This is a genomic window from Mycolicibacterium vaccae NBRC 14118 = CIP 105934 (assembly GCF_001552715.1).
In the GTDB taxonomy this organism is placed as follows: domain Bacteria; phylum Actinomycetota; class Actinomycetes; order Mycobacteriales; family Mycobacteriaceae; genus Mycobacterium; species Mycobacterium vaccae.
In genome coordinates this window covers 1-17,752 of sequence record NZ_BCRS01000048.1, presented here as the reverse complement: position 1 = coordinate 17,752, position 17,752 = coordinate 1, and the positions used below count along the sequence as shown (strand labels likewise).

16 protein-coding genes and 1 pseudogene are annotated in these 17,752 nt (G+C 68.6%); 9 read left to right on the top strand and 8 right to left on the bottom strand.

Annotation, left to right across the window (positions count from 1 at the left end; genetic code table 11):
* Positions 1–7 precede the first annotated feature (7 nt).
* Positions 8–598 (top strand): TetR/AcrR family transcriptional regulator, encoded by a 591-nt coding sequence (locus MVA01S_RS11485; RefSeq protein WP_003933355.1) that lies wholly within the window; start codon positions 8–10, stop codon positions 596–598.
* Here the strand turns inward: MVA01S_RS11485 and MVA01S_RS11480 are convergent.
* Positions 561–1,823, bottom strand: a complete 1,263-nt coding sequence (locus tag MVA01S_RS11480) for a multidrug effflux MFS transporter (RefSeq protein WP_003933354.1) — start codon at positions 1,821–1,823, stop codon at positions 561–563. The genes MVA01S_RS11485 and MVA01S_RS11480 overlap by 38 nt on opposite strands.
* Before the next feature lie 73 nt (positions 1,824–1,896).
* On the opposite strand from MVA01S_RS11480, the gene MVA01S_RS11475 reads away from it, so the two are divergent.
* A complete protein-coding gene (locus MVA01S_RS11475) occupies positions 1,897–2,361 on the top strand; it encodes a MarR family winged helix-turn-helix transcriptional regulator (RefSeq protein ID WP_003933353.1) in 465 nt (154 codons plus the stop codon).
* 12 nt (positions 2,362–2,373) lie between these two features.
* Here MVA01S_RS11475 and MVA01S_RS11470 read toward each other — a convergent pair whose 3' ends face one another.
* Positions 2,374–3,393 (bottom strand): Rv2578c family radical SAM protein, encoded by a 1,020-nt coding sequence (locus tag MVA01S_RS11470; RefSeq protein WP_003933352.1) that lies wholly within the window; start codon positions 3,391–3,393, stop codon positions 2,374–2,376.
* Between the two features lie 104 nt (positions 3,394–3,497).
* On the opposite strand from MVA01S_RS11470, the gene helR reads away from it, so the two are divergent.
* A complete protein-coding gene (helR, locus tag MVA01S_RS11465) occupies positions 3,498–5,690 on the top strand; it encodes an RNA polymerase recycling motor ATPase HelR (protein ID WP_003933351.1) in 2,193 nt (730 codons plus the stop codon).
* Between the two features lies 1 nt (position 5,691).
* Here the strand turns inward: helR and MVA01S_RS11460 are convergent, their stop codons facing one another.
* On the bottom strand, positions 5,692–6,066 hold the full coding sequence (locus tag MVA01S_RS11460) for an Rv2576c family protein (RefSeq protein WP_494337724.1): 375 nt from the start codon (positions 6,064–6,066) through the stop codon (positions 5,692–5,694).
* Positions 6,067–6,383: 317 nt separating this feature from the next.
* Between MVA01S_RS11460 and urtA the strand changes: the two genes are divergently transcribed.
* Genes urtA through urtE form a run of 5 tightly spaced genes read left to right on the top strand, consistent with a single transcriptional unit; the run spans position 6,384 to position 11,194 of the window.
* The gene (gene urtA, locus MVA01S_RS11455) at positions 6,384–7,649 is read left to right on the top strand and encodes an urea ABC transporter substrate-binding protein (RefSeq protein WP_003933349.1); all 1,266 of its coding nucleotides are present in this window, start codon (positions 6,384–6,386) and stop codon (positions 7,647–7,649) included.
* A 35-nt stretch (positions 7,650–7,684) separates the two neighbouring features.
* Complete coding sequence (gene urtB, locus MVA01S_RS11450; protein WP_003933347.1) at positions 7,685–8,569, top strand: urea ABC transporter permease subunit UrtB; 885 nt, start codon at positions 7,685–7,687, stop codon at positions 8,567–8,569.
* Positions 8,566–9,672 (top strand): urea ABC transporter permease subunit UrtC, encoded by a 1,107-nt coding sequence (gene urtC, locus MVA01S_RS11445; RefSeq protein WP_003933346.1) that lies wholly within the window; start codon positions 8,566–8,568, stop codon positions 9,670–9,672. Before urtB ends, urtC begins: the two co-directional genes overlap by 4 nt.
* The gene (urtD, locus tag MVA01S_RS11440) at positions 9,669–10,502 is read left to right on the top strand and encodes an urea ABC transporter ATP-binding protein UrtD (protein ID WP_003933345.1); all 834 of its coding nucleotides are present in this window, start codon (positions 9,669–9,671) and stop codon (positions 10,500–10,502) included. The genes urtC and urtD overlap by 4 nt, the downstream gene beginning before the upstream one ends.
* Entirely contained in the window at positions 10,502–11,194 is a 693-nt protein-coding gene (gene urtE / locus MVA01S_RS11435; protein WP_003933344.1) for an urea ABC transporter ATP-binding subunit UrtE, read from the top strand. Before urtD ends, urtE begins: the two co-directional genes overlap by 1 nt.
* A gap of 260 nt (positions 11,195–11,454) precedes the next feature.
* Here urtE and hisS read toward each other — a convergent pair whose 3' ends face one another.
* Both hisS and MVA01S_RS11425 read right to left on the bottom strand, forming a co-directional pair.
* Complete coding sequence (hisS, locus tag MVA01S_RS11430; protein ID WP_003933343.1) at positions 11,455–12,717, bottom strand: histidine--tRNA ligase; 1,263 nt, start codon at positions 12,715–12,717, stop codon at positions 11,455–11,457.
* Positions 12,714–13,394 carry an MBL fold metallo-hydrolase gene (locus MVA01S_RS11425; RefSeq protein ID WP_003933342.1) on the bottom strand — a complete coding sequence of 227 codons (681 nt, stop codon included), beginning with the start codon at positions 13,392–13,394 and terminating at the stop codon, positions 12,714–12,716. Before MVA01S_RS11425 ends, hisS begins: the two co-directional genes overlap by 4 nt.
* 119 nt (positions 13,395–13,513) lie before the next feature.
* On the opposite strand from MVA01S_RS11425, the gene MVA01S_RS11420 reads away from it, so the two are divergent.
* Positions 13,514–14,404 (top strand): peptidylprolyl isomerase, encoded by an 891-nt coding sequence (locus MVA01S_RS11420; RefSeq protein ID WP_003933341.1) that lies wholly within the window; start codon positions 13,514–13,516, stop codon positions 14,402–14,404.
* A gap of 28 nt (positions 14,405–14,432) precedes the next feature.
* Here the strand turns inward: MVA01S_RS11420 and MVA01S_RS11415 are convergent, their stop codons facing one another.
* From MVA01S_RS11415 to MVA01S_RS11405, 3 genes and pseudogenes are all read right to left on the bottom strand, one after another.
* Positions 14,433–16,844, bottom strand: coding sequence for a RelA/SpoT family protein (locus MVA01S_RS11415; protein WP_003933340.1), 2,412 nt, complete (start codon positions 16,842–16,844; stop codon positions 14,433–14,435).
* Between the two features lie 39 nt (positions 16,845–16,883).
* A complete protein-coding gene (locus MVA01S_RS11410; RefSeq protein WP_110899836.1) occupies positions 16,884–17,423 on the bottom strand; it encodes an adenine phosphoribosyltransferase in 540 nt (179 codons plus the stop codon).
* Positions 17,405–17,752 (bottom strand): annotated as a pseudogene (locus MVA01S_RS11405) (ABC transporter substrate-binding protein); the annotation flags it as partial. The pseudogene MVA01S_RS11405 and the gene MVA01S_RS11410, both read right to left, overlap by 19 nt.

Here is a 17,752-nt window from a genome sequence, read left to right as displayed (position 1 = left end):
CGGTCACGTGGCGACACTGCGCGACGTCCAGAAGCAGCAGACACGTCGCCTGCTGCTCGACACCGGGCTTGCCCTGATCAGCGAAAAGGGTTATCCCGCAACGACGATCGATGACATCGCAGCCGCCGCCGGCACCACGCGCACCACCTTCTACCTCCATTTCGGGTCGAAGGCCGCGCTGATCAAAGAGCTGCTGGCCGAGGCGGACGCGATCCTGACCGCCGACGACGATCCGCCACTGGCGGCGGTGGTGGAATCCGGCGACGCCGCACTGGTGCGCCGGTGGCTCGACCACAAGCTCGACCAGTGGACGACGGTCGGCCCCTACCTGCTGGCGGCACACCAGGCCGAAGCCAGCGAGCCGGAGGTCGCGGCGACCATCTCGAGCTGGTTCGACGGCACGATCGCCGCTATCGAGTCCGGCCTGGCCCGCGCCAACCGTTTCCCGCCCGAGAGCCGTTGGGCACGAAGCGCTCTGGCGTTCGGACAGTTCGAGTACGTGTCACGGCGGTTCTTCAGCCGAGGTTGGGAAGCCGACCGTCAGGTGCTCCTGCAGACCCTCACCGACTCGTGGTGCCACCTGCTGGTTCAGGGATGACCGCGGGCTCGGGCGCGTCGGCCCCACCGCGGCCACGCGCGAGGCCGAACAGCATCGCCGCCGCGACGACCGCGGCGCCGAACATCACGACACCCATCGGCACCGCGCTGTACTGACCCGCGAGCCCGACCAACGGGGAGGCGGCGGCGCCGAGCCCGTACTGCAGGAATCCGATGAGCGCGGAGCCCGTTCCTGCGGCATGCCGGACCTCGGCAATCGCCAGCGTCGTGGCATTGGCGTAGATGAAGCCCAGAGTCCCCATGAAGCAGGCCATCAGCGCGATCGTCACCCAGGGCAGTACTCCCCCGGCGGTGACATTGACCAGCTGCAGCAGCGTGATGACGATCATGGCGCAGATGCCGCCGGTCAGCAGCGTGCGCGGTGCGACGCTGCGGACCAGGCGCGCCGACAGCAGCCCGGACGCCGCGACGGCCAGCGAGCAGGCACCGAAGGTCAACGAATAGGTACGCGGGGACATGCCGAGGATGTTCTGAAGCACGAACGGCGACGCCGAGATGTAGGAGAACATCGCCGCGGACGTGCACCCGAGGGTCAACGTGTAGCCCATGAACCGGCGATTCGACAGCACTGAAAGCGCACTGCGGCCAAAGGCTTTCAGGCCCGCCGGCCGTCGCTGATGGGCGGGCAGGGACTCCCCCGCCATGAAGTAGGCCCCCAGCAGCATGACCAGGTTCAGGCCGGCCAGCACGACGAACACCGCCCGCCAACCCAGCCCGGCAACCACCTGCCCGCCGAGGATCGGCGCGACGACCGGGGCCAGCACGCCGATCACCATCATCACGGAGTACAACTGCGCGGCCTGTGCGCCCTGGGAGCGGTCGGCGATGATCGCGCGGGCCACCACCACGCCCGCCGCGCCGGCGAAGCCCTGCACGAACCGCAGCGCGATCAACACCTCGATCGACGGGCTCAGCGCGCACGCCATGCTGGCCACCAGACACCCGATGATCCCGGCCAGCAGAGGGCCGCGTCGCCCGAGGCGGTCGGAGAGCTGACCGATGAACAACTGGCCGGCGGCCAAGCCGACCAGGAACGTGGTCAGGGTGAACTGCACCATCGACGCCGAGGTGCCGAACTCGACCGCGATGGCGGGGAACGCCGACATGTACATGTCGATCGAGAACGGTGTCACCGCGGTCAGCAGCGCGAGAACCAGGATGAGCGGGACGGTGGGCGGCGTGGTCGCCGGGGCGGGGGTGCGCAATGCCGGAAGTTCCTCGAATCTGGAGATTAGTTATTCTATGATACATATGTCTTCATAAGCATTGGAGTGTGAGATGGCCGACATGCCCGACGCGAGCCGACTGCGCGACCTGGCCTTGACGCTGCACGACCTGTCGTGGCGCATCGCGAGATTCGGCCCGGCACAGGCGGGCATAGAGCCGCTGCCCGCCTCCGAACTCGCGGTGCTGCGGACGGTGATGGATCAGCCGGACCGCGCCATGTCCGAGGTCGCGCAGTCACTGTCCATGCAGCCCAGCAATGTCAGTGCCGCGGTGCGCTCCCTGCACGACCGCGGGCTCGTCGACAAACGACCCGCCGCCCACGACCGGCGCGTCACCCTGCTGACCCCCACCCGGCGGGCGCTGAAGGAACGCGAACAGATCGAGGCCGCGATCACCGCGACCGTGTCGTCGGCGCTGGCGAGCCTGCCCGCCGAGCAGGCCGACACCCTGCAGCGTGCGATGCCGGCCCTGCGGGCCCTGACCGAACAGGTCGGCACCGCGGCGTGGCGGCTCTAAAACGTGGCGGCTCTAAAACAACGTGGGCTGCATCGCCGGCGCGGAAACCGCCGCGACAGCGCGTGGGGGTGCGCTCATCCGGGATCCGCCGACCAGACCGTGCCGGGCCAACAGCGGCGCGGCCCGGCGGGCCAGGTCTGCCCGGTACTCGGCGGGCAGGTAGGCGCCGCGCCGGTACAGCCTGCGGTACTCGCCGACCAGGTCGGGATAGGTGCGCGCCAGCCAGTCCATGAACCAGCCGCGCGTGCTGCCCCGCAGGTGCAGGCCGAACACCGTGGCGCTGGACGCACCGGCGGCCGCGATCCGTCCCAGCAGGTCGTTCAGATGCTCGTCGGAGTCGGTCAGCCGCGGCAGCACCGGCGCCACCATCACATGACAGCGCAGACCGGCCGACCGGATCGCCGAGATCAGCCCGAGCCGCGCCTCGGGAGTCGGCGTGCCGGGCTCGATCAGTCCGTGCAGACCGGGGTCACCGACCGCCAGTGACACCGCGACGCTGACGTCGACGCGCTGCGCCGCGTCGGTGAGCAACGGGAGGTCCCGGCGCAGCAGCGTGCCCTTGGTCAGGATCGAGAACGGCGTCCCCGAGTCGGTGAGCGCGCCGATGATCCCCGGCATCAGGGCATACCGCCCCTCGGCCCGCTGGTAGGGATCCGTATTCGTGCCCAGCGCAACGGTCTCGCGGGTCCACGACGGCCGGCTCAGCTCGCGGCGCAGCACCTCGGCGACGTTGGTCTTGACCACCACCTGGGTGTCGAAGTCCCGGCCGCTGTCGAAATCCAGATACTCGTGGGTCGGGCGGGCGAAGCAGTAGCGGCACGCGTGCGAGCAGCCGCGGTAACCGTTGACCGTGAACCGGAACGGAAGGTGGGCCGAACCCTCGGGAACCTTGTTCAGTGCGGACTTGCACAACACCTCGTGAAAAGTGATCCCGTCGAACTGCGGGGTACGCACACTGCGGACCAGACCCATGCGCTGCAGGCCGGGCAGTGCTCCGTCGTCGACCGCGATGCCTTGACCTGCCCAGCGCATACCCCATGCGAACACACGTTCGATACAGTGTCAAGCAAGCGCGCTTGGCAAGGTCGGGGCGATAGCGGACAATCGCAGGCTCAGCGCAGATCTCGAAGGGGCACATGTCAACTCACTACCAGGCCGAACTGCAGTCCGAACGCGAGTACGTGGACGGGCTGTACGCCCGGCTGGACGCCGAACGGGCGCGGGTCAACGACAGGTACGCCGCCGCGCTGCGCAGCCCCGTCGACAAGCAGAACGGCGCCACCCTGGTGTCCCGCGACGCCGAGGTGCGCGCCACGGCGGGGCAGATGGACCGGCTCAACGTCGCCGACCACGGACTCTGCTTCGGCAGGCTCGACAGCGCCGCGGGCGAACGCCTCTACATCGGGCGCATCGGCATTCTCGACGACGACCACGAGCCACTGCTGCTGGACTGGCGCGCGCCCGCGGCCCAGGCGTTCTACACCGCCACGGGCGCACACCCGGAGAACATGCGCAGGCGCAGACAGTTCCACAGTCTGGGGCGCCGCCTGCTCGACTTCACCGACGAGGTGTTCGGCAGGCCGCTGGCCGAGGACGCCGGGGAACAGCCGGGCACCTCCAGCGACGTGGCGCTGCTGTCCGCGGTCAACGCACCCCGGGGCGACGGCATGCGCGACATTGTCGCGACCATCCAGGCCGAGCAGGATGCGATCATCCGGCTGGCTCATCCCGGTGTGCTGGTCATCGAGGGTGGACCGGGCACCGGCAAGACCGTGGTGGCACTGCACCGTGTCGCCTATCTGCTCTACACACAGCGCAAGCGGATGGAGAGCCACGGTGTCCTCGTGGTCGGGCCGAACAACGCGTTCCTGCGCCACATCGGACGTGTGCTGCCCTCGCTCGGTGAGACCAACGTGGTGTTCCTGACCACAGGCGACCTGGTGCCCGGCCTGCACGTCAGCGCCGAAGACCACCCGGAGGCCGCGAAGATCAAGGGCTCACTGACGATGCTCGACGTCCTCGCCGCCGCGGTCGCCGACCGTCAGCGCGCCCCCGAGCAGCCCATCCCGATCGACCTGTCCGACGTGTCGGTGCGCATCGACGCCGAGATCGCCCAGTGGGCAATCCAGGAGGCGCGCGCCAGCGACCAACCGCACAACGACGCGCGTGCCGTGTTCGTCGACGTCATCACCTGGGCGCTGACCGAACGGGCGATCGCCAAGATCGGCCGCGGCTGGCTGACCCGTGCCGACAAAGCCGCCTGGGAGCACCTGCGGGCCGACCTGCTCGACGAGCTCGAGGACAACGCCGCGTTCACCGCAGCGCTGAATCAACTCTGGCCGACCCTGACCCCGGAAACGCTTCTGTCCGAGCTGTATTCGTCGAAGGAGCGACTGCGGGCCGCCGGCGCCGACCCTGCGCTGTACCGGGCCGACGGTGACGCCTGGACGGTGTCGGATGTGCCCCTGCTCGACGAACTCGTCGACCTGCTGGGCCGGGACCGATCCGCCGAGGAGGCCGCCGAGAAGGAACGCCGGGAAGAAGCCGCCTACGCCGCGGGCGTGCTCGACCTGATGGTCGACCGCGAGGACCTGATGGACGACGAGGACCTGCTGCTGGCCCGCGACGTCATCGACGCCGAGGACCTGGCCGAGCGCTTCCTTGAGCGGGACAGCCGGGACCTCGCCGAACGTGCTGCCGCAGACCGGGATTGGACCTACGGACACGTCGTGGTCGACGAGGCCCAGGAACTCTCCGAGATGGACTGGCGGGTGCTGATGCGGCGCTGCCCGAGCCGGTCGTTCACGATGGTCGGCGACCTCGCGCAACGCCGCTCATCCGCGGGCGCCACCTCGTGGGACGCGGTGCTCAAGCGGTACGTGCCGGACCGGTGGGTGTACCGGACGCTGACGGTGAACTACCGCACCCCCGCCGAGATCATGGCCGTCGCCGCATCGGTGCTCGCCGAGTTCGCCCCCACGGTGACCCCACCGGAATCGGTGCGCGCCACCGGCGTCGCGCCGTGGTCACAGCAGGTCACCGACGACGAACTCGCCGGTGCCATCGACGATTTCGTGCGTGCGGAGGCGGACCGGGAGGGCACCAGCGTGGTGATCGGCCCGCCCGGTGTCCCGGGCGCGGTGGCACCCACGCAGACCAAGGGTCTGGAGTTCGACGCCGTGCTGGTGGTCTACCCGGAGCAGATCCTCGCCGAGGGGCCGCGCGGGGCCAGCGATCTCTACGTCGCGCTGACCCGCGCGACCCAGCGCCTCGGGGTGCTGCACCGCGAGCCGCTGCCGCCGGCGCTGGCCGGACTCTCGGCGAGGTGACTCACCACTGACCGAGCTGGCACCGCACGTTGTAGGGGTCGTCGTGCTGGCTGAGCACCTGGCCATCGACGGCGATGTCGCAGTGCGCGTTCGGGGCGGCCTGCCCACCGCGGGTGGTGCTGCTGACCTGAAGGATCGCCCAGTTCGGGTCGGCCATCGTGGTCTCGAAGACCCACGGCACACCCGGGGCGAGGCTGACCTTCTCCCGCTTGGCGAACGCATACGCGTCGGCGTTGAACGCCTGCATGCTCGGCGGCTGCGTCGTCAGATAGAACAGGTCGAACTCGTAAGCGCCGGCCGAGGTGAGCGTGTAACGGACCTGGTGCCCTTCCTGGGCGTTCGCCGTCGCCGCGCTGACCATCCCCGTGGCGGCCACCAATGCTGCTGCGCCGAGCGCCGCTCCTAGCTTCGTTGTCGCTGTTCGCATGTTGGTCACATCGCCGGACGGTACCGGATCGTTACCCAGAACATGCCTCCCGACCCAGGACCCAAGAGATGGCAAACCCGCGGCAGTCAGCGCCAACAGGTTAACTTGCCCGTCACACGCAGACATTTAGAAGAAACACAGGCGCTCTAACGTCCGGATTCGACACCGGGACGGTGTCACCACTTCGTGTTCTGAAGCGTACTGAAGTACACCAACTCGGCGCCTCATCTGCGGATGAACGCTGCCGACTGCCAGAAAGGCCGTTCATGGACCAACTCCGACGCCACCGTGTGAGACGATCCGCTCTGACTGCAGGAAGCGTCGTGGCCGTCGCGAGCATGCTGCTGGCCGGCTGCGGCAGCAAAGCGACCGACACCGATTCAGCAAATGCCGAGTCGTGCGTGGACACCTCCGGCTCGACCATCAAGGTCGGCGCCCTGAACTCGCTGTCGGGCACCATGGCGATCTCGGAGGTCACCGTCCGCAACGCGATCGACCTGGCCGTCGAACAGATCAACGCCGCCGGCGGCGTGCTGGACAAGCAGATCCAGCTGGTCGGCGAAGACGGCGCCTCCGAGCCCACCGTGTTCGCCGAGAAGGCCGAGAAGCTGATCAGCAGCGACTGCGTCGCGGCGGTGTTCGGCGGCTGGACCTCGTCGAGCCGCAAGGCCATGCTCCCGGTGTTCGAGAGCGCGAACTCGCTGCTCTACTACCCCGTGCAGTACGAGGGCCTGGAGTCCTCCCCCAACATCTTCTACACCGGCGCGACCACCAACCAGCAGATCGTGCCCGCGCTGGACTACCTCAAGGAGAAGGGCGTCAAGTCGCTCTATCTCGTCGGCAGCGACTACGTCTTCCCGCAGACCGCCAACCGGATCATCAAGGCCTACGCGGAGGCCAACGGCATCGAGATCAAGGGCGAAGACTACACGCCGCTGGGCTCGACCGACTTCTCCACGATCGTGAACAAGGTGCGCTCCGCGGGCGCCGACGCGGTGTTCAACACGCTCAACGGTGATTCCAACGTCGCGTTCTTCCGCGAGTACAAGAACGTCGGCCTCACCCCGCAGGACATGCCGGTGGTCTCGGTGTCGATCGCCGAGGAAGAGGTCGGCGGCATCGGCGTGCAGAACGTCACCGGCCAGCTCACCGCGTGGAACTACTACCAGACCATCGACACCCCGGTGAACAACGCGTTCGTCGAGGCGTACAAGGCCAAGTTCGGCGCCGACAAGCCCACCTCGGACCCGATGGAAGCCGCCTACACGTCGGTGTACCTGTGGAAGAACACCGTCGAGAAGGCCCAGTCCTTCGACGTCAAGGCGATCCAGGACAACGCCGACGGGGTGACCTTCGACGCACCCGAGGGCCTGGTCACCATCGACGGCGACAACCACCACATCACCAAGACCGCCCGCATCGGGGAGATCCGGCCCGACGGACTGATCTACACGGTGTGGGAGTCGCCCGCCCCGATCGAGCCCGACCCGTTCCTCAAGTCCTACCCGTGGGCCGCCGGCCTGTCCGGCTGACCCGGGCGAGCGAAGCGACGGGATCCCGCTAGCACATGGATGTCGTAATCGGACAACTGGCAACAGGATTGAGCCTCGGCTCAATCCTGTTGCTGGCCGCACTGGGCCTTGCGCTGACGTTCGGCCAGATGGGCGTCATCAACATGGCGCACGGCGAATTCATCATGGCCGGCTGCTACACCGCCTACGTGGTGCAGCAGCTCATCTCCAGCGCCGGGGTGTCACTGATCCTGTCGCTGGTGATCGGCTTCTTCGTCGGCGGCGCAATGGGCGCCCTGCTGGAGGTGACGCTGATCCAGCGGATGTATCACCGGCCACTGGACACGCTGCTGGTCACCTTCGGCGTCGGCCTGATCCTGCAGCAGGTCGCCCGGGACATCTTCGGTGCGCCCGCGGTCAACGTCGTGGCCCCGGAGTGGCTGTCCGGGGGCATGGAGATTTTCGGCGCGGTGGTTCCCAAGACCCGCATCTTCATCCTGGTGCTGGCCGTGGTGTGCGTCGCGGTGCTGGCCGCGGTGCTCAAGGTCAGCCCGATGGGCAGACGCATCAGGGCGGTGGTGCAGAACCGCGATCTCGCTGAGACCAGCGGTATCTCGTCACGCAAGACCGACATCACCACGTTCTTCATCGGGTCCGGTCTGGCCGCGGTGGCCGGCGTGGCGCTGACGCTGATCGGCTCCACCAGTCCGACGATCGGACAGAGCTACCTGATCGACGCGTTCCTGGTGGTGGTGGTCGGCGGACTCGGCCAGATCAAAGGCACGGTGATCGCTGCGTTCACCCTCGGGTTCCTGAACTCGTTCATCGAGTACAACACCACCGCGTCGCTGGCCAAGGTGATCGTGTTCGTCATCATCGTGATCTTCTTGCAGGCCCGTCCGCAAGGTCTGTTCACCGTCAGGACAAGGAGTCTCGTGTGAGAACCCTGATAGGACGCTGGCAGACCTGGGCCGGGTTCGGGGTCGCCGCGCTGGTGCTGTTCGTCATCGCACCGGCGGTGCTCTCGGACTTCCGGCTCAGCCTGCTGGGCAAGTTCCTGTGCTTTGCGATCGTGGCCGTCGGCATCGGTCTGGCCTGGGGCCGTGGCGGAATGCTGGTGCTGGGTCAGGGCGTGTTCTTCGGCCTCGGCGGCTACATGATGGCGATGCACCTCAAGATCGCCGATGCTCAGCTGGCCGGCGATGCGGTCCCCGACTTCATGCAGATCCAGGGCGTGCGCGAATTACCCGGCTACTGGGCGCCTTTCGCGTCGCCGGTGGTGACGTTGATCGCGATCGTGGTGGTTCCCGCCGGGATCGCCGCGGCGCTGGGCTTCGGCGTCTTCAAGCGCAGGGTCAAGGGCGCCTATTTCGCGATCCTGTCCCAGGCGCTGGCCGCCGCGCTGGCCATCCTGCTGGTCGGCCAGACCGGTCTCGGCGGATCCAACGGCCTCAACAGGTTCCGCACGTTCTTCGGCTTCACCCTCAGCGACCCGGTGAACCGGCGGATGCTGTACTTCATCGCCGCGGCGGTGCTGCTGATCGTGGTCGCCGTGGTGCGCCAACTCATGCAGAGTCGCTACGGCGAACTGCTGGTCGCCGTCCGTGACGGTGAGGAGCGGGTGCGGTTCCTGGGCTACGACCCGGCCAACATCAAGGTCGTGGCCTACACCGTGGCCGCGTTGTTCGCCAGCATCGCCGGCGCCCTGTTCGCGCCGATCGTCGGCTTCATCGCACCGTCCCAGGTCGGCATCCTGCCGTCCATCGCGTTCCTGATCGGCGTCGCGATCGGCGGCCGGACCACCCTGCTGGGCCCGGTGCTGGGCGCGATCGGAGTGGCATGGGCGCAGACCCTGTTCTCCGAACGCTTCCCGTCGGAGTGGACCTACGCCCAGGGTCTGTTGTTCATCATCGTCGTCGGATTCTTCCCCGCCGGTCTGGCCGGGCTCGCGGTGCTGCTCAAACGCCGTCGCAAAGCCACGGACGAACCGGAGGCGGACAAGACCGCCGATCCCGACGCAGAGAAAGTGGGTGCGGGTTCATGACCGAGTTCCGGGCGAGCGCCGCCGGCAAGGAACCCGCCGTCGGCGGCAACGCCGGCATGGGCACCCAGTACCTCGAAGTCCGCGGTCTGACAGTGGATTTCGACGGGTTCAAGGCCGTCAGCGACGTCGATCTGACGTTGTTCCAGGGCGACCTGCGCTTCCTGATCGGCCCGAACGGCGCGGGCAAGACCACGGTGATCGACGCCATCACCGGCCTGGTGCCCGCCACCGGCTCGGTGAACAAGTCCGGTGTCGAATTGCTCGGCAAGAAGGTGCACCAGATCGCCCGCCAGGGCGTGGGCCGTACGTTCCAGACCGCGAGCGTGTTCGAGGAGCTGACGGTCCTGCAGAACCTCGACATCGCGGCCGGGGCGGGCCGTTCGGTGTGGACGCTGCTGCGCCGCAGGCGCGGGATACTCCCGGCGATCGAGCAGGCTCTGCACACCATCGGTCTGACCCATCTGGCCGACAAGCCTGCGGGCGTGCTCGCCCACGGTCAGAAGCAGTGGCTGGAGATCGGCATGCTGCTGGTGCAGAACGCCGACGTGCTGCTGCTCGACGAACCGGTCGCGGGCATGAGCACCGAGGAGCGCGAGGAGACCGGAAACCTGTTGCGCCGCATCGGCGCCGAACGCACCGTGGTGGTCGTCGAGCACGACATGGACTTCATGCGGGCGTTCGCGACGTCGGTGACCGTGCTCGCCCGCGGGCAGGTGATCGCCGAGGGATCGGTGGCCGAGGTGCAGGCAAATCCGAAGGTCCAGGAGGTCTATCTGGGGACCGCCGCGGCTGGCGCCGACGGCATCGAACTCGTCGAGGGGAACTCCTGATGCTGCAACTGGTCGACGTCCGCACCGGCTACGGCCGCAGTCAGGTCATCCACGGAGTCAGCCTCGAGGTGCCGACCGACGGTGTCGCAGCGGTGATGGGCCACAACGGCGCCGGCAAGACGACACTGTTGCGGGCCGCGGTCGGGCTGCTGAAATGCACTGCGGGCAAGGTACTTTTCGACGGTGAGGACATCACCAAGCTGCGACCGAGCGCACGGGTGGCGCGCGGCCTGGCCTATGTGCCGCAGGGGCAGCAGTCGTTCGGGCAGTTGACCACCGCCGAGAACCTGCAGGTGGTCGCCGACGGCCGCAAGAACGGCAAGGCGCTGATCGACGAGCAGCTCGACCTGTTCCCTGCGCTCAAGGAGCTGCTGGGGCGTCGCGCCGGCCTGCTCTCGGGCGGCCAGCGCCAGCAGCTCGCGATCGCCCGCGCGCTGATCACCACTCCGAAGTGCCTGATCCTCGACGAGCCGACCGAGGGCATCCAGCCGTCGGTGGTGCACGAGATCGAAGAGGCGATCACCGCGCTGACCGCGCGTGGCGACCTCGGGGTGCTGTTGGTCGAACAGCACATCGGCTTCGCACTGGAAGCGTCGCAGTGCTACTACATCCTGGAGGCCGGCCGCGTCACCACCAGCGGCACCGGCGGCTCGGCGTCGGAGGCCGACGTCCGCGCCGCGATGGCCATCTGACCCCCTCCCCCTCCCCTTCTTCCCGCGAGCGTGCGTGTCTGCGGCGGACACGCCGCGAGAAAACCGACAAATACGCACGCTCGCTGAGCATTTGGCGCACTGTCGGCCGACGACGTCAGGTGCCGACCGTCAGCGTCACACCGGTCGAGCGTGGCCGCGACCGTGCGCTTTCTCGGCCTTTTCTGCGGCGTGTCGGCCGCAGACACGCACGCTCGCGCCAGGAAGGTCAGGGAGGCCAGGAACGCCCGGGGCGGGGAGGGTCAGGCCAGGCGCGACAGGACCTCGGCGACCACCTGATCGACGGCGATGTCGACCTGTTCGCCGGTGGCCAGGCTCTTCACCCCGACGGTGCCGGCCTCGAGGTCCCGATCGCCTGCCACCAACGCGATCGACGCGCCGGAGCGGTCGGCGCCCTTCATCGCGCCCTTGAGGCTGCGGTCGCCGTAGGCGACATCCACGCGCACACCGGCCGCCCGCAGCTGCGCGGCCAGCACCGCCAGCCGCACCTTCGCGTCGGCGCCCAGCGGCACCGCGTACACGTCGACCCGCGCGGTCTGCCCGGCGGTCTTGCCCTCGGCGCGCAGCGCGAGCAGCGTCCGGTCCACGCCGAGCCCGAACCCGATGCCGGACAGGTCACGTCCGCCCAGTTGTGACATCAGTCCGTCGTAGCGGCCGCCGCCGCCGATGCCGGACTGCGCACCGAGCCCGTCGTGCACGAACTCGAACGTCGTCTTGGTGTAGTAGTCCAGCCCGCGCACCATCCGCGGGTTGATCACGTACGGCACCGACAATGCGTCCAGGTGCGCCAGCACCGTGTCGAAATGCTGCTTGGCCGCGTCCGAGAGGTGATCGAGCATCACCGGCGCGTCGGCGGTCATCTCCTTCATGTGCGGACGTTTGTCGTCGAGCACCCGCAGCGGGTTGATCTCGGCGCGGCGCCGGGTCTCCTCGTCGAGATCGAGCTTGAACAGGAAGTCCTGCAACAGTTCCCGGTACTGGGGCCGGCAGGTGTCGTCACCGAGCGAGGTGATCTCCAACCGGAAACCGTCCAGGCCCAGCGAGCGGAACCCGGCGTCGGCGACCGCGATCACCTCGGCGTCGAGTGCGGGATCGTCGACGCCGATCGCCTCCACCCCGACCTGTTGCAGCTGCCGGTAGCGGCCGGCCTGGGGCCGCTCGTACCGGAAGAACGGCCCCGAGTAGCACAGCTTGACCGGCAGCTGACCACGGTCCAGGCCGTGCTCGATGACCGCCCGCATCACCCCGGCCGTGCCTTCCGGCCGCAGGGTCACCGACCGGTCGCCGCGGTCGGCGAACGTGTACATCTCCTTGGAGACCACGTCGGTGGACTCCCCCACCCCGCGCGCGAACAGCGCCGTGTCCTCGAAGATCGGCAACTCGATGTCGCCGTAGCCGGCCCGCCGCGCCGCGGTCAGCAGTCCACTGCGCACGGCGACGAACTCCGCCGAGTCGGGCGGGAAATAGTCGGGGACGCCCTTGGGCGCCTTGAACGAGTCAGTCACGGAGTCAAACCTTCGAGAAATGGGTTGGTGTGGCGTTCGATGCCGATGGTGCTGCGCTCGCCGTGCCCCGGTAGCACCAGGGTGTCGTCGTCGAGCACCAACAGTTTCGTCACGAGAGATTCCATCAGGTCGCGCCCGCTACCGCCGGGCAGGTCGGTGCGCCCGACCGTCGCCCGGAACAGGGTGTCGCCGGTGAACACCATGCGGTCCGGGCCCTCCTCGACGCGGAACACCACCGAGCCCATGGTGTGGCCCGGGGTGTGGTCGACGGCCACCGTGATCCCGCCCAGCTCGATCTTGTCGCCGTCGCGGTCGAGCTCGAGCACCTGCCGGGGCTCGCTGAACATCGCACCGACTGCCGAGCGCGCGATGCCGCCGAGAAATCCGCGGGGCCCGAGCCCCTTGATCGGGTCGCTGAGCATGTGCCGGTCAGCCGGGTGGATGAAGGTCGGGCAGCCGTAGGTGTCGGACACCTTCTGCGCCGACCACATGTGGTCGATGTGCCCGTGGGTGAGCAGCACCGCCGCCGGGGTGAGCCGATTCTCGTCGAGGATCCGCGCCAGCGGACCCATCGCCCGCTGACCGGGGTCGACGACAATGGCGTCGGCGCCCTGTCGCGGGGCCAGCACGTAGCAGTTGCACGCCAACATGCCGGCCGGGAATCCGGTGATCAACACCGTTCCAGCTTCCCATGTCCAGCTCGCGGCGCTGTTCAGCAGGGTCGCGGCGGCCACACTCGGCGCGAACTGGCACACTCGGTGCCGACCGGATCAACTTTTCGAGGAGGACACCGGGCGTGCCGACGAACGAACAACGACGTGAGACCGCCAAGCGCAAGCTGGAACGTCAGCTGGAGAATCGGGCCGAGCGCGAGCGCAAGCGCCGCCAGATGACGATCATCGGGTCCGCAGCGGCGGCCGTCGTCGTGGTCGGCGCGGTGGTCGCGACCATCGTGATCACCAACCGCGACTCGGACAGCCCGACCGCAGCCCCGGCCTCCTCCACCCCGGAGACGTCGTCAGCGTTCGACATGCCGGCGCCGCCGCAGTCCGGCGCGCTGCCCGAGTTCGTCGCACCCGCGGGACTGGGCCAGAACTGCCAGTACCCGCAGTCCGCCGACGCGGCCAGCAAGGAGAACACCCCGCCGCGCTCGGGCAAGGTGCCCACCGAGCCGGCCGAGGTCAGCGCCAGCATGGCCACCGACCGGGGCAACATCGGGCTGCAGCTGGACAACGGCAAGTCCCCGTGTACGGTCAACAGCTTCGCCAGCCTGGCCCAGCAGGGCTACTTCAACGACACCCCGTGCCACCGGCTGACGACCAGCGAGTCCCTGGGCGTGCTGCAGTGCGGCGACCCGACCGGTGAGGGCACCGGCGGGCCGGGGTACGAGTTCGCCAACGAGTACCCGACCGACCAGTACCAGCCCGACGACCCGGCGCTCAACCAGCCGGTCGTCTACCCGCGCGGAACGCTGGCGATGGCCAACGCCGGCCCGGGCACCAACGGCAGCCAGTTCTTCCTCGTCTACCAGGACTCGCAGCTGCCGCCGCAGTACACGGTGTTCGGCACCATCGACGAGACCGGCCTGGAGACCCTGGACAAGATCGCGGCCGAGGGTGTCGACGGCGGCGGCCCGGACGGTGCGCCGAAGCTGGCCACCACGGTGAAGTCCATCCAGCTGGACTGATCACGCGTCGGCGACGTCGGCGGCGGCTTCACGCCGCCGACGTGACGCGGTAGACGTCGTAGACGCCCTCGACGTTGCGCACCACGTTGAGCACGTGGCCCAGATGCTTGGGGTCACCCATCTCGAAGGTGAACCGGCTGACCGCCACCCGGTCATTGGACGTGGTCACCGACGCCGACAGGATGTTGACCTTCTCGTCGGCCAGCACGCGGGTCACGTCCGAGAGCAGCCGGTGCCGGTCGAGTGCCTCGACCTGGATCGCGACCAGGAACACCGACGACGGCGACGGCGCCCACTGCACGTCGATGATGCGTTCGGACTGTTGTTGCAGCGACGACGCGTTCGTGCAGTCGGTGCGGTGCACACTGACCCCGCCCCCGCGCGTGATGAAACCCATGATGTTGTCGCCGGGCACCGGCGTGCAGCACTTGGCCAGCTTGGTCAGCACGCCCGGCGCCCCCGGCACCGCGACCCCGACGTCGTCGCTGGTGCGCTGACGCACCGGCATGGTCGCCGGCGTGGACCGCTCGGCGATCTCGTCGGCAGCCTCGTCGTCACCGCCGAGCTGGGCCAGCAGCCGCTGCACCACGTGACGCGCCGACACGTGTCCCTCGCCGACGGCGGTGTAGAGCGCGGAGACGTCGGCGTAGCGCAGCTCGCGGGCCAGCGCGGCCACAGTGTCGGCGTTCATCAAGCGCTGCAACGGAAGTCCGCCGCGACGTACTTCGCGCGCGATCGCCTCTTTACCGGATTCCAGCGCCTCCTCGCGGCGCTCCTTGGCGAACCACTGCCGGATCTTGGCCTTGGCGCGCGGTGACACCACGAAGGTCTGCCAGTCGCGCGACGGGCCGGCGTTCGGCGCCTTCGAGGTGAAGACCTCGACCACTTCCCCGTTTTCGAGTTTGCGCTCCAGCGCGACGAGGCGGCCGTTGACGCGGGCGCCGATGCAGCGGTGACCCACCTCGGTGTGCACCGCGTAGGCGAAGTCCACCGGCGTCGAGCCCGTCGGCAGGGTGATCACGTCCCCCTTCGGGGTGAACACGAAGATCTCCTGCACCGCGAGGTCGTAACGCAGCGATTCCAGGAACTCGCCCGGGTCGGCGGCCTCCCGCTGCCAGTCGAGCAGCTGCCGCATCCACGCCATGTCGTCGATCTCGGTGGCGGCGTGTTGGGGCGGAGTCCCGTTGCGGCCCTTGGCTTCCTTGTAGCGCCAGTGCGCGGCGATGCCGTACTCGGCGGTCTTGTGCATGTCGATGGTGCGGATCTGCACCTCCAGCGGCTTGCCCTCAGGCCCGACGACGGTGGTGTGCAGCGACTGGTAGACCCCGTACCGCGGCTGGGCGATGTAGTCCTTGAACCGCCCCGCGATGGGCTGCCACAGCGAGTGCACGACGCCGACCGCCGCGTAGCAGTCACGCACCTCGTCACACAGGATGCGCACCCCCACCAGGTCGTGGATGTCGTCGAAGTCGCGCCCCTTGACGATCATCTTCTGATAGATCGACCAGTAGTGCTTGGGCCTGCCCTCGACGGTGGCGTGGATCTTCGACGAGTTCAGCGTGGCGGTGATCTCGGCGCGCACCTTGGCCAGGTAGGTGTCGCGCGACGGGGCCCGATCGGCCACCAGGCGCACGATCTCCTCGTACTTCTTCGGGTGCAGGATCGCGAACGACAGATCCTCCAGCTCCCACTTGACCGTCGCCATGCCGAGCCGATGTGCAAGCGGGGCAATGACTTCCAGCGTCTCGCGAGCCTTGCGCGCCTGCTTCTCCGGCGGCAGGAAACGCATCGTGCGCATGTTGTGCAGCCGGTCGGCGACCTTGATCACCAGTACGCGCGGGTCGCGCGCCATCGCGATGATCATCTTGCGGATCGTCTCGCCCTCGGCGGCGGTGCCGAGTGCGACCTTGTCCAGTTTGGTGACGCCGTCGACGAGATGGCCGACCTCGACGCCGAACTCCTGGGTCAGCGCCTCCAGCGTGTAGCCGGTGTCCTCGACGGTGTCGTGCAGCAGCGCCGCGATCAGCGTGGTGGTGTCCATGCCGAGTTCGGCCAGGATGTTGGCCACCGCCAGCGGATGGGTGATGTACGGGTCGCCCGACCGGCGCAACTGGTCGGCGTGCCGCTGCTCGGCGACCTCGTAGGCCTTCTGCAGCAGGGTCAGGTCGGCTTTGGGGTAGATCTCCCGGTGCACCGCGACCAGCGGCTCCAGCACCGGGTTGATGGTGCTGCGCTGCGACGTCATCCGGCGGGCCAGCCGGGCGCGCACCCGGCGCGACGCGCTGGTGGCCGGCTTGGCGGTGTCGGTGCGGGCGGTGTCGGTGCGGGCCGTTTCGGTCCGGCCCATCTCCATCGGCTGGGTCTCCGGGCCGGCGACCGGCCGGGGCGGTGATTGCACAGCCTGGTCGGCGACGGGTTCGATCCGAACCTTGTCAGCCATCTCCACCTCCAGGATCGGTGCTCTTCGCAGGATAGTCCGCTAGACGGTGTAGAGGCTGGTGACCTCGAGCGGTGCGAGCGCCGCACGGCCACCCAGCGCGGTCAGCTCCATGATCACCACCGCGCCCGTCACGTGCGCGCCCGCCCGGGTGAGCAGCTGGTGGGTGGCGCCCAGCGTGCCGCCGGTGGCCAGCACGTCGTCGATCACCACCACCGAACGGCCGGCCAGCTCGACACCCGCGGCGGGCACCTCCAGCGTGGCCGAGCCGTATTCGAGGTCGTAGCTCTGCCCCAGGACCGGCGGGGGCAGCTTGCCGCCCTTGCGCACTGCGAGCACCCCGATCCCGAGGGACAACGCGACCGCGCCGCCGAGCAGGAAGCCGCGGGCGTCGACCCCGGCGATCAGATCGGCCCCGCGCGCGGCGTCGGCCACCGCGTGGGTCACCGCGGCCAGCCCGCGGGCGTCGGCCAGCACCGGCGTGAGGTCCTTGAACTGCACCCCGGGTTCCGGGAAGTCAGGGACCTCCCGAACCAGGGAGGCGATGACCTCGGCGATGTCGGTCACTGGCTCAGCTTCCAACGGTCCATGTTCCATCCAGCACCCCATCGCGTCGGATTCCCACTCACCGCGTACATCTTCGTCGAGGTGAGCAGTGTGCGCTGCTGCCGGTACAGCGGCAACGTCGGCATGTCGGCCCACAGGATCGGCGCCGCCTCGGCGAGCAGGCGCGCGGTCTCCTTCGGGTCGGAGATCACGGCCAGGGTGGCGATGATCGCGTCGACGCGCGGGTTGCGGTACCGCGGCAGGTTGTTGCCGTCGCCGCTGTGCAGCGAGTACGAGTCCACTGTCGACGAGCCCGACGACCCGCTGCCTGCCGCCCCGCCGGTGCTCGCGATGAGCACGTCGAC